Source organism: Haloarcula amylolytica JCM 13557 (assembly GCF_000336615.1).
Lineage (GTDB): Archaea > Halobacteriota > Halobacteria > Halobacteriales > Haloarculaceae > Haloarcula > Haloarcula amylolytica.
The window spans coordinates 63,370-75,544 of the sequence record NZ_AOLW01000047.1; the positions used below are offsets into that span (position 1 = coordinate 63,370).

Below are 12,175 nucleotides of genomic sequence, written 5' to 3' on the forward strand. Positions count from 1 at the left end.
AACGACGGTTGTCGAATGTCGCCTTGTTGCAGCGGTTTTTGCCCCGGTCGTGTCCCACCAATTGGAAAACACCCGCCGCCGGGGACCCGCCCGATGGACCGGCCGCGGACCTCAGTTCGTGTTGGTGAGTTCGCCGACCCGGTCGGTCAGTTCGGTGACCGCCTCTTCCTGTCGGTCGGTCGCTTTGACAATCTCTTTCGTCGCCGTTTCGGCCTCTTGGGCGTGGTTCTGTGCGTCTTCGACCATCGAAGTCACGTTCTCGATAGCGCTCGCTTGGTCGTCGTTGGCGTCGGCGACTTCCTGGATGCCCCTCGTCGCTTCCTCCACAGCGTCGGATATCTCGTCCAGCGCATCCAGGGCGTCCGCGATCTCGGATTCCGCGTGCTCGACCTGCTCGTGGGACGTCTCGACCATTTCGGCTGTCTCGGACGCCTGGTCCTGAATCGTGGTGATACTCGTCGATATCTCGGACGCGTACTCGCTCGTCTCGTTAGCGAGCGTCTTCACCTCGTCAGCCACGACAGCGAACCCGCTCCCGCTTTCGCCGGCTCTGGCCGCCTCGATGTTGGCGTTTAGCGCGAGCATATTCGTCTGCTCCGCCACGTCGGCGATTATCTCGACGATCTCACTCACTTCGTCCATCTGGTCGTCGAGGTCTGTGACGGTGTCCACGAGGTCTTCGCTCGTCTCGGCGAGCCCGTCGGTAACGTCCATGACTGCTTCACCGGCGTCTGACCCGTCTTCTGCGGCCGCCTTCGCGCGCTGTGCTGCCGACGCCACTTCGCTAGATGTCGCGGCGACCTCCTCCATCCCGGCCCCGATATCCTGGATGTTGTCGGCCGCCTGGGTGAGGGAGTCGGTCTGTTCGGCAACCCGGCTCTCGACGTCCTCTGCGGACGAATTCGCCTGCTCGATAGTGGTCGCAAGTTGCTGCGCCTGTGCGTCCACCTGGTCCGCCAACTGCTCGACCTGTTCGGCCATGTCGTTGAGCGAGCCGACGACCTCGTACAGCTGGTCGTCGACGTACTCGCCGCCGTCGGTCCGGTCGAACGACGCCCGGGCGTCGAGGCGGCCGTTCTTGAGCGCGGCCATGGTCGATTTGATCTCATCGACCAGACTCGTCACGGCCTCGTGGCGGTTGGCCTCGTCAGTCCGGTCCTGGACCATTTCGACGACCGCGATGAGTTCGCCGTCGTCGTCGTAAATCGGGGCGGCGCTAAAGGAGATGTGGCGTTCGTTCCCGTGCTGGTCGGCCATCACGCTCGTGTCGCGGTACAGCGTGAAGTCCTCGTCCTCGACCTTCGGCACGTCGTACTCCGTATGGGTGGTCTCCGGGGCGTCGAGAACCTTGTCGGCGAGGGTCTTCCCGCGCCGACCGTCTGGATAGAACGCCATGCTCGCCATCTCCATCTCCTTTGCTTCGGCCTCGGAGACGCCGGTGAGGTTTTCGATCGAACGGTTCCAGCTGAGGATATCGCCGTTCGTATCCAGAATAAAGAGCGGTGTCCCGATGTGATGCAACACGCTGTGGTAGTCGAGTCCCGTGCCGGAGCCACTGTCCGCCGCAGAGTCGGTGAACGCATCGACACCGGCCCGGGAGACTGACTGTGTCGTTTCCAGCCCTTCTTGGAGTTCCACCTCGACGGAGTCGATAGCGGCCTGTGCATCCGGGCCGAGTTCGTCCCGAAGCTGCTCGAACGCGCCTTCGACGAGCGATTCGGTGACGAAGCCCTGGGCCGCAATAAACTCACTCTGGCTGATTCCGGCGGTTTCGTATTCGTCGATCAGCGCTCGGAGTTCGTCGGGTTCGAGTTCGAACTGCCGCTCGACGTGTTGGGTCCCGATAGCGGCCTTCTCGGAGTCGTCGAAGCGGTCGTTGAGGCGTGGCGAGTCCGGGTCGATGGCGTCGGCCAGAAAGCGGGTCTGCCCGTCACTCGCGACGAGGCCTCCGTCCGCCCGTCGGGCCGCAGCGTCCGAAGAACGGGACCCCTGGCCGTAGATGTAGGTGCGGATCTGTTCGAACATAAGGTAGCTATGTTACATTCCAGAACACCTGTAGATAAAGATGACTCCGAGAATATCAGTAAAGATAATGGTGCTCGCTGGCAAGGCACGAAAAGAGAGCATAAGTACGTGCAACCGAAGATATAGGTATGACCACCCGTTTCCGCCGACTGGTGGCGACGACGACGGTGCTGACGTTCGCACTCATCCTGCTTGGCGTGTACACCGGTGCCATCGGCGCCGGGCTGACCTGTGAGGCACGCTGGCCGTTCTGTGACGGCTGGATGGGTCTGTTCCCCGCAAACTGGGCGAGTTTCGTCGAGTGGTTCCACCGTTTAGTCGCGATGATCACCGGCTTCGGCATCCTCGGTTCGACAATCGCCGCGTGGCGCGGTGAGTACAGCCGGCGGATCAAGCTCGCAACTGCCGTCGCCACGGTCGTGCTCCCGGTGCAGGTCCTCCTCGGCGCGAACACCATCTTCAACTTCGGTGCCACGGCGCAGGTCCTCCACCACGGGGCCGCACAGCTCATCTTCGGCGCGATGGTCGCGGCGACGGCGTGGGCCTACACCGACACGGCGGAGTCACCGTCGGTACAATCGGCCGATACCCAGCACACGGCACGCGCAGACGATTGAACACGAGTACCACCCCCGTGGTTAACACGTAAGATATATTCCGGTCTGTCGTGTGGTGGGGATTATGTCAGACGACGGCCTTTCACGACGCCAGTATCTCTCCACGGTCGGTGGAACCGCAGTAACCGTCTCACTTGCCGGCTGTTTCGGCGGCGGCGGTGGCGGTGATGACGGCACTACTGAAATCACTGCCGGAACTGCACCGGGCTTCCCCCCGTTCGAGATGAAGGAGGACGGCGAACTCGTCGGGTTCGACATCGACCTGCTGGAAGCGGTCGTCGACGAGACCGACTACACCCTGGCCGGCTGGGAAGAGTTCGAGTTCAAGTCCCTGATTCCGGCGCTGACGAACGAGAACATCGACGTGGTTGCCGCAGGGATGACTATCAACGACGAGCGCGACGAGACCATCGACTTCACCGACCCGTACTACAGTTCCAATCAGGCAATCGTCGTCCGCGAAGACGGTGACTTTTCCCCGTCCTCGCTGTCGGACCTCTCCGGACGCCCCATCGGCGCACAGAAGGGTACTACCGGCGAGAGTACGGTTCAGTCGGAGCTCATCGAACCGGGGAACCTCGATGAGTCGAACTACAACTCCTACGGCAACTACGTGCTGGCTGTCGAAGACCTCCAGAACGGCAACATCGACGCGGTCGTCATTGACGAGCCGGTCGCTCAGACCTTCGCCGCCCAGCGCCCGGTCGTCATCGCCTTCACGTACGAGACGGGCGAGAACTTCGGCTTCGGCGTCCGCGAGGGCGACGACGAGTTCACGCAGGCCCTCAACGACGGTCTGTCCACTGTCAGGGACGGGAGCACGTATCAGGACCTGACGAACAAGTGGTTCGGTCAGCAGTAACCGATGCCCCCCCTCCCGTTGCAGAGTGACTGGGCGTTCGTTGTCGGGAACCTCGACCTGCTACTCGTCGGTACGGGTGTCACGGTCGCCCTGACAGCGGCGAGCATCTTGCTTGGCTTTCTGCTCGGGTTCCCGGCGGGAGCCGTCGAGGTGTACGGCCGCGGCCCGCTCAAACGCGCCGTCGAGACAGCCGGCGTCGTGCTCCGCGGGACGCCGCTGCTCGTCATCATTATCCTGCTGTTCTTCGGCCTCTCGGTGTCGAGCAGCGCCTTCGTGACGGCGACTATCGCGCTCGGACTCCGGAGCGCCGCGTATCAATCACAGATCTTCCGTGGCGCGCTCCAGAGCGTCGACGAGGGGCAACTGGAAGCCGCTCGCGCCGTCGGCATGGGCCGACTACAGGCGATCCGTAGCGTAGTCGTCCCGCAGGCGCTGCGCCGGAGCGTGCCCGGCTTCCAAAACGAGTTCACGATCGTCCTGAAAGACACGAGTATCGCCATCGTCATCGGCCTCGGCGAACTGCTGACCGTCGGCCAGAACCTCTACCAGGGCGGTCAGAGCACGGCCGCGCTTGAAATCTTCTTGACTGTGAGTCTCATCTACTTCGTTCTCACGTTCGTGACGAACCGTTCGCTCGACTACGTCGACGACCACTTCAGCATCCCCGGAGGTGAGCGTGCATGAGCGATCCGCTGTTGGAACTCGACGACGTGTACAAGTCCTACGGTGAGGAACAGGTGCTCTCCGGCGTCAGCTTCGAGATGGACGCCGGCGACGTCGACGTGGTCATCGGCCCAAGCGGGAGCGGCAAGTCGACGATGCTTCGCTGTGTGAACCGCCTCACCGAGATTAACGGCGGTGCCATCTACCTCAATGGTGAGTGCGTCACCGATGCCGACACCGACGTGAACGAACTCCGGAAACAGGTCGGCATGGTGTTCCAGGACTTCAACCTCTTCGCCCATCTCACCGCGCTGGGGAACGTCACGCTCGGCCTCCGGAAGGTCCGCGGCATTGACAAGGCGGCGGCTCAGGAGCAAGGCTACGAACACCTCGAACAGGTCGGGCTGCTTGACCAGGCCGACTCCTACCCCGCCGAACTCTCAGGCGGCCAGAAACAGCGGGTCGGCATCGCTCGCGCGCTCGCCATGGACCCGAAGCTCCTGCTGTTCGACGAGCCGACCAGCGCGCTCGACCCGGAACTCGTCGGGGAAGTGGTCGAGGTGATGCGCGACCTCGCCGCCGAGGGCATCACGATGCTCGTCGTCAGCCACGAGATGGGGTTCGCGCGGTCGGCCGCGTCGGACATCATCTTCCTCGACGACGGTGAAATCGTCGAACACGGCCCGCCGGAACAGCTGTTCGAGAACCCGCAGGCGGCCCGAACCGGCGAGTTCCTCAGTCGCCTGGAGACGACCCACGAGGGGGAGTGACCGATGGGGACGCCGGAGTCCACGACGACCGGCCGAACGATCCGCGCCCGTGCCGCCGGACTGACCGACCAGCCGCTGACGCTGCTGACTGTCGGGGCTTTCTGGACGTGGCTCGTCGTGCGCTGGACGAACGACTTCCTGCTGGACGGCGCGCTCATCGAGCGCAACACGTCGTTTTTCCCGACTGCACCGTTCGAGTCGGCCGCGTCGACGCTCGGCGGTCTCGCGGCGAGTCTCGGTCCGGTCGGGTTCCCCGTCGGCTGGGTCGCCGGCTTCTTCGAGTTCCTGGCGGCGTCGATTCCCTACCTGCCACCGCTGGCGACCGGCGTGTGGGCGACGATACTGCTGACGCTGCTGGGTATCGCCCTCGGGTTCGTCATCGCCGTCCCGCTCAGCGTCGCCCGGGTGTACGGTGGGGGCGCCACCCGCTCGGTCGCGCTGGGGTACACCGAACTGTTCCGCGGGACGCCGTTGCTCGCTCAGCTGTTCGTCCTCTACTTCGCGACGCCGCTGACGACGATCATCCGTGAACTGCCTACCGTTGGGACCGGATTCATCCCCGCCCAGGCGTTCTGGGTGGCCGTCATCGCGTTCACCCTCAACAGCGCGGCCTACCAGTCTGAGTACATCCGCTCGGCGCTGAACTCCGTCCCGGAGGGTCAGCTCACCGCCGCTCGTTCGATCGGCCTCTCGAAGGTCGATGGAATCCGGCACGTCGTCCTGCCCCAGGGCCTTCGCTACGCGATTCCGGGCTGGTCGAACGAACTGGTGTACCTAATCAAGTACTCCTCGCTGGCGAGTTTCATCACCGTCCGCGAACTGTTCCAGCGAACCGACTCTATCGCGAGCGAGACCTACCGGTACACGGAGCTGTTCGTCCTCGCCGGCCTGCTGTACCTGGCGCTGGTCATCTCGGCGTCGCTCCTGATGGAGTACGTCGAAGACCGTGTCGCGATTCCCGGTCTCGGCACGACCGGGCGGTGACTACATAAAGTCAGAGAGGCCGGACTGCTGGTCGTCGTCTTCGGCCGCCTCGCTCGCGGATTCGGTATCGTCGCTGTCAGCCGCATCGCTTGCTCCGGTGTCATCGGACCCTGCTTCGTCGTCGGCCGCAAGCGTTACTTGCTGGTCGCCGTTCTCCTCGTCGGCGTCGGCGGTTTCGTCGCCATCCGCCTCACCCGCTCCGTCACCGCCGTCCGCACTCGCCCCCTCGAAAACCCCGCCGGAGTGTTCGACGGCGGCTTCCTCCTTGAGCGCCTCGGCGTCGGCGACGATGTCTTGCACCTTGTTCGTGTCCTTGCCCGATCCGGTGACGAAGGAGACGTGCTCGGCCTCCATATCGTAGGTCGCCGCCATCGCCACCGTTAGCTCGCGGTTCCGACAGTGGTGGGTCATCGTCGAGAGGAACGGCATGACCTCCCGACGGGCGGTCCGCATCGAGACGCCGTCGATAGCGGCTATCTGCTGGGCGACGTAGTCTCGCGTGTTTCGGGTCCCTTTCGACCGGCCCAGTTTCGACCAGTAGCTCGGCGGGCCGTAGCGGGTCCAGCCGCCCTTCGTTCCGTCCCGGGCCGCGGCGACGCCGGCGGTCATGTTGTCGCCCGCGTAGCGCCAGAAGGAGTAGTTCTGTGTCTCGCGGACGCGGCCGAGCCACTGGTCGGCGTTCGAGAGGAACTCGTAGGCCCGGGTCAGTTCGGCCCCCTCGTAGTCCTTGGGCATGTTGTCCTCGATCCAGTTGATGAGGTCGTCCGGCGTCTCGTCCACGTCGTAACTGGCCTCCAGAGCCTCCTGCGCGCCGGCCTCCTTGAGCACCACGTCGAGGTACTCGAAGATGCCCTCGGTCGTGTCGCGCTCGCCGGTCACCACGTCGTCGGCGGTCAGGCGCTCCGTCGTCTCGGCGATGGCCTGGAGGTCCTTGACCGCGCCCCGTAGGTCGCCGCTGTTCTGCTCGGCGAGTTCCTGCAGCGCCTCACTCTCGTACTCGACGCCCTCTTGGCGACAGAGGTCACGGAGGACGGGGACGATAGAGCGGGGCGAGACGTCCCGGAACTCGATGTCCTGGCAGTTGTTCCGCAGGCCGTTCGACATCTCGTAGTACTCGTTGGCGATGAGGATCATCGGCTGGCTGGCCTCCTTCACCAGCGCGGTGATGGCCCGCGCGCCGCCGCGGTCGGCGTTGCCGTGGATGTTGTCCGCCTCGTCCATGATGACGAGTCGCCGGCCGCCACCGCCGGCGGTCAGCGTGCCGGATTTGGCGGCTTCGCCGGCCACCCGATTGATAACGTCCTTGGTTCGGGAGTCGCTGGCGTTGAGTTCGATGGTCGGCCACCCCATGTCGTTTGCCAGCGCGTGGGCGGCCGAGGTCTTCCCGATGCCCGGGGACCCGTGGATGATGACCGCCTCGCGGTGGTCGTCCCACGTGTCCGCCCACTTCTTGAGTGCGTCGCGGGCCTTATCGTTGCCCCGCACCTCCGACAGTGTCGTCGGGCGGTACTTCTCCGTCCAGTCCATCAAATCACGCACATCCCATGTGCATAGTTTTATCGTACTGGTTCAACATAGACGGTTCAACGATGGGTGAGCGCATACATCTCGTAGTCTCTGAGGCGCAAAAAGAACGTTGGGATGCGTTTGCAGACGGCCACAACGATATTGACGACCGCTCAGACCTCATCCGCACAGCGGTTGAGACGTACATCGCCTCTGCCGACACCGAGTCCGATTTGCCGGAAGAAATCGAGGACAAGTTCGATGACCTCCTTGTTCATTTTGAACGTCTGGAATCTCGCGTCTCGTTCGCGAACGAGTCATTTGAAACCCTGCTCGAACATCAGTTGGACGCCGACGAAGTGGAGGACATCGTTGAATATCACACACAGATGTTGAAGGACGAAATCGAACGATACGAGCAGGGTGCTACGGAGGACGGTTCGGATGAGTGATGACGACGAAGACGCGTTCCCTGAATGGGACGGCCCGTTGAAGAAGCATCTCGAAAAAGTTGAGAGCCGGAAATCCTCCAACACGTTGAAGAACCGGCGAGTCGCGATGGGCCAGTGGCGCGACTACTGCGAGTCAGAGGGCACCACTATCTTGGACGCCTCGGCTCAGAATCTCGATGACTGGCTCGACCATCTCAACAACGAGGGGTATGCCGGAAAGTCGATTCTGAACAAGTTCTACGACCTCTCCGCGCTGTACAAGTTCCTTCACAGGAGGACAGATGACGATGGGGTAGCGTACATCGACGAGGACTTCATAGATAAGATGAAGAAAACCAACCTCTCATGGCTCAATACCGACCCAGAAATCAACGAGCATCTTGACGCGCGGTATCTGGAGTTCAACGAGTTCGAACAGTTGCTCGAAGGATGCAATACGCTTCGTGAAAAGGTCCTTATCCGGTTCCTATGGGAGACCGGGGCTAGAGCGGTTGAGGCTTCTCGGACGCGTATCACGGACTTCGCCCGAGATGACCAGACAGTGACGCTTCGCACAGCGAAGCAGGGAGAGGGGAACTACGAGGAACGGGACGTGTACTACCGGCGGAAGCTCGAACGGCTTCTCAAGGAGTGGATTGACCGGGGAGGAAGGAACCGCTACTTGGGGGCAGAGAACTCACCATTCCTGCTCGTGACGAAGGAATCACCGATGATGTCGGCCCAGCGTATCGGGGAAGTCGTCCACGATGTCGCGGTGCGTGCTGGCCTCAACGAGAAGGTCACGTTCTTCGACGAAGATGAGATGAAGGAGGTCGAATTAACGACAGCAGATGGTCGTCCTCGGTACGAATTTTCGACTCACAGCTTGCGTCACTCCTATGCAGTTCACCGGACGAAAAATGGGATGCCAATCGTCTACCTGCAACGCCTCCTTGGGCACTCCGACATCGACCAGACCCGTATCTACCTTGAATTCCGTGATGACGACGTGGAAGAAGCTGACCGGAATTACGCTCCGACGGTGTAACGCGATGGTTTAACGAGAAGGCCCATACCGGATGTCCCTCATGGCCTCAGTACAGCGGAGGAGTTCATCGACGCCAGCGAGGAGCAGTTGATTGACCTCCTCGTTGAACAGTACGTCATGTAGCGCCTGTCCCCTTACCACTCGAAACCTGAAGTAGTTCATGGGGGAGGTCTTCTATAAGGGGTCGTTGGTCGCACTGGAACGGGTAAATCACGGTTTCTACACGTTGTAGCCCGTACACCGACTCTGCACGGATATTCCGGGATGGGGGTGCTCCTTTGGGCTCACAGGACGAGTCTGCACTATGACCTCAAATGTAGCTCGTCACGTCGATAACAAAGGACTCCGGTTTCTTCGCGCAGTCGAATACTACGGCGGAGAGGCATCCATGACCGATATTCGACAACGAACAGGACTTTCTCGGGATGCGGCCAACCACCGCTTCAGGCGGTTGGAAGAACTGAATCTCATCGAAGTGACCTATGCGGACGAGGGATTCGGCCAGAGAAGCCCGCCAAAGGTCGCCCACCTTACCGGGACTGCACGTCGAGAAGTCGAGCGAGGACTGTTCAGGCCCCTTCGTGACGACGCCCGGGGCGACGCGGATACGGTGGACTTGGAGGCGGAGATACGCGCCATGCGGAAGGAGATAGACCGGCACAAGCGTCGGCTTGACGCGCTGTCGGCGTCGCAACCGGGTGTTGACGACCTCGAAGAGCGACTCGAAGCCGCAGAGGAACATCTGGACGACCTCGAAGCATATGCGTACGAGTGGGACGAGACCGCCGAAATGTATCTGAGGGCACTTCGGGCGGCGCTAGAGGACCGGGGCATCGACGTGGGCGCGTACCTCCGCGACGCTCAGTGAAAGGTGAGTGCTGTTCAGAGTTGGTAGGACGGTATCTTTATCCAGACATAGGCCTGCGACCGCTGTTAATGAAGTATAACCACTAATCACGACTATTCCATGTTTCCTGACCGTCAATTCTCGGTCAAAGTAGCAGACTTATTAACGGCCCTTGGGAAGTATGATGATATATGACAAACACGACGCAGGAGTCGTATGATAGACTTCTTGAAAAATACACAGAGTTCAACCATCTTCAGAGTGCGAAAGGCGTTCTCGAATGGGACCAGTACGTGATGATGCCCGAGGGTAGTACGTCTACCCGGAGCAAACAAATGTCCACCCTCTCCTCACTCGCACAGAATCGAATTACCGATTCAGAATTCGGTGAACTGCTGGACGAACTTGACGGAGACGAACTCTCAGAGGAAGAGCAGGCAGTAACTCGTGAGATTCGGCGCGAATACGATAAAGCGACCCGCGTTCCAGCCAAAATTGAGGAGGAATTATCGGAACTCACATCTAAGGCGCAATCTGCGTGGAATGAGGCCAAGGACAGTGATGACTTCAGTGTATTCGCCCCACACCTCAAATCGATTGTCGAGAAAAAGAGAGAGTATGCGAATGCGATTAATCCTGACGCTGACCCATACGAAACGCTCGTGGCTGATTTCTTCCCTCAAGTCGAGTACGACACAGTTGAGCGAACCTTGCTAAAAATCGAAAACGAACTTGTCCCACTGCTCAAACAGATTCAGGAAAGCGAGGTCGAACTCAACACAGACGCCTTACACGGAGACTACGACGATGACGAGCAGTTAGCGGTGGCTCGTGACCTACTTGAGCTACTCGGCTACGACTGGAGCCGAGGGCGGCTCGACACATTCGATATGCCGTTCACGTTCGGACTTCCGTCCGATGCACGAATCTGTACATGGACGGATAGGAGTCTGTATCAAACGCTATGGACGACAGCCCACGAGGGCGGTCACGCATTCTACGCTCAGGGCCTCCCAGAGGACGAGTTCGGGACACCACTCGGGGAAGCCCGGGGAACCTTCGTGCACGAATCGCAGTCCAGTTTCTGGGAGTGTCATGTATTCGGAAACCGTGCGTTCTGGGAGGCGTTCCTTCCGTCTGTTACGGAGAGATTCCCGGACATCGATGCAACTCCAGAGGAGGCCTACGAGAGCGTTAACTCCGTTCGAGAACGGAACCCGCTGTGGGTAGAGGCTGACGAACTCACAGGGCAGATACACATTCTATTGCGCTTCGAAATCGAACGTGACCTGATTAACGGAGAAATTACGGTTGACGAGGTTCCAAACGTGTGGAACGACAGGACTGAGGAATACTTCGGCATGAGACCGGAAACTGTCGAGGAGGGCTGTCTGCAGGATATTCACTGGTCGATAGGTAATATCGGGTACTTCCCGACGTACACCCTCGGGCATGTGCTTTCAGCACAGGTTGCCGCCGCATTAGAACGCGATATTGGTGACATCGGTGAGTTAATTCGGGAGGGAGACTTTGCCGCACTTCTGGAGTGGCAACGTGAGCACGTCCACCAGCATGGCCAGCGCTACACCACGCCAGAACTGATTCGAAAAGTGACCGGGGAAGACCTCTCAGCGGACTACTTCATCAAGTATGTCTCAGATAAGTACACTGACCTCTACGATTTATAGGTACACCCATTCAACGGTATAGCTGACTGCGTTTCGTAGTAGGGTCTGAATAGGGAAACAGCGCTACTAACCACTGTTCTCAAATGTAAATTACCGCTTCGCACGAAGTGTATCAACGGATAGCTGGAAGTGCCTTAATCACGCGAAGGTTATGTCAGTGTAAAGATAGTGCTCTGTTATCCGCGTTCAACGTGGAGTGACGTATGGACGTTCAGGATGTCGAGTGTATCAGCCGCGAGACCGCGCTCGACAGGACGTGCCCTGAGTGCGGTAGCATAGATTGGTTTCCGGCTCTCGTTCGGGACGATGATGGTGGTTTCCGGCTGGGCGCGCACTGCGACGACTGCCTCTACTCGGAGGTGCTGTGATGCTGGAGCTTGTCTACGTGCTCGTCGTCGGCATCATCGGTGTATTCGTCGTGGGCTACGCCACGCCCAAGGTCGCTATCTGGGGGAGCCTCGGAACCGCGATGATGTGGATGATGGCGCATCTCATCCCCGCCTTCTCGCCGGACGAAGTACTCGCCACGATTGGCCCGCACATCCTCGACCTGTTCTTCGTATTTCCGAAAGCCATCGGGCTGGCGTGGAATTCGATGAGCGCAGATGCGGGACTCGTTGGCGGACTGGCCGTCCTCCTCTGGGCAGTCGTCCTGCTCATCCCCTACCTGTTCGGCATTATTCTCGGATTGTTAACGTGGCCGGAGCTTTTCGTCTTCAGGGTGATTCTCTAAT

General features: G+C 60.4%; 13 protein-coding genes. 11 read left to right on the forward strand and 2 right to left on the reverse strand.

Features of this window, described 5'->3' with window-relative positions; all coding sequences use genetic code 11:
- Positions 1-111: 111 nt before the first annotated feature.
- Positions 112-2,025, reverse strand: a complete 1,914-nt coding sequence (locus C442_RS16795) for a methyl-accepting chemotaxis protein (RefSeq protein ID WP_008312568.1) — start codon at positions 2,023-2,025, stop codon at positions 112-114.
- A gap of 128 nt (positions 2,026-2,153) precedes the next feature.
- Here C442_RS16795 and C442_RS16800 point away from each other — a divergent pair, with 128 nt between their 5' ends.
- From C442_RS16800 to C442_RS16820, 5 genes are all read left to right on the forward strand, one after another.
- Complete coding sequence (locus C442_RS16800; protein ID WP_008312570.1) at positions 2,154-2,642, forward strand: COX15/CtaA family protein; 489 nt, start codon at positions 2,154-2,156, stop codon at positions 2,640-2,642.
- 64 nt (positions 2,643-2,706) lie between these two features.
- Positions 2,707-3,504, forward strand: coding sequence for a basic amino acid ABC transporter substrate-binding protein (locus C442_RS16805; protein ID WP_008312571.1), 798 nt, complete (start codon positions 2,707-2,709; stop codon positions 3,502-3,504).
- 3 nt (positions 3,505-3,507) lie between these two features.
- A complete protein-coding gene (locus C442_RS16810; RefSeq protein ID WP_014040983.1) occupies positions 3,508-4,188 on the forward strand; it encodes an amino acid ABC transporter permease in 681 nt (226 codons plus the stop codon).
- On the forward strand, positions 4,185-4,937 hold the full coding sequence (locus C442_RS16815; RefSeq protein ID WP_008312576.1) for an amino acid ABC transporter ATP-binding protein: 753 nt from the start codon (positions 4,185-4,187) through the stop codon (positions 4,935-4,937). Before C442_RS16810 ends, C442_RS16815 begins: the two co-directional genes overlap by 4 nt.
- A 3-nt stretch (positions 4,938-4,940) precedes the next feature.
- A complete protein-coding gene (locus C442_RS16820; protein ID WP_008312578.1) occupies positions 4,941-5,921 on the forward strand; it encodes an amino acid ABC transporter permease in 981 nt (326 codons plus the stop codon).
- Here C442_RS16820 and C442_RS16825 read toward each other — a convergent pair whose 3' ends face one another.
- A complete protein-coding gene (locus C442_RS16825; protein WP_008312580.1) occupies positions 5,922-7,448 on the reverse strand; it encodes a replication factor C large subunit in 1,527 nt (508 codons plus the stop codon).
- 62 nt (positions 7,449-7,510) lie between these two features.
- Here C442_RS16825 and C442_RS16830 point away from each other — a divergent pair, with 62 nt between their 5' ends.
- From C442_RS16830 to C442_RS16850, 6 genes are all read left to right on the forward strand, one after another.
- Complete coding sequence (locus C442_RS16830; protein WP_008312581.1) at positions 7,511-7,879, forward strand: hypothetical protein; 369 nt, start codon at positions 7,511-7,513, stop codon at positions 7,877-7,879.
- Entirely contained in the window at positions 7,872-8,906 is a 1,035-nt protein-coding gene (locus C442_RS16835; protein WP_008312583.1) for a tyrosine-type recombinase/integrase, read from the forward strand. The genes C442_RS16830 and C442_RS16835 overlap by 8 nt, the downstream gene beginning before the upstream one ends.
- 388 nt (positions 8,907-9,294) lie before the next feature.
- Positions 9,295-9,774: a hypothetical protein gene (locus C442_RS21835; RefSeq protein ID WP_008312585.1), complete on the forward strand. Its 480-nt coding sequence runs from the start codon at positions 9,295-9,297 to the stop codon at positions 9,772-9,774.
- Positions 9,775-9,944: 170 nt separating this feature from the next.
- Complete coding sequence (locus C442_RS16845) at positions 9,945-11,441, forward strand: carboxypeptidase M32 (RefSeq protein WP_008312586.1); 1,497 nt, start codon at positions 9,945-9,947, stop codon at positions 11,439-11,441.
- 203 nt (positions 11,442-11,644) lie between these two features.
- The gene (locus C442_RS21840; RefSeq protein ID WP_161606630.1) at positions 11,645-11,809 is read left to right on the forward strand and encodes a hypothetical protein; all 165 of its coding nucleotides are present in this window, start codon (positions 11,645-11,647) and stop codon (positions 11,807-11,809) included.
- Positions 11,809-12,174 (forward strand): hypothetical protein, encoded by a 366-nt coding sequence (locus C442_RS16850; RefSeq protein WP_008312587.1) that lies wholly within the window; start codon positions 11,809-11,811, stop codon positions 12,172-12,174. The genes C442_RS21840 and C442_RS16850 overlap by 1 nt, the downstream gene beginning before the upstream one ends.
- Position 12,175: the final 1 nt, after the last annotated feature.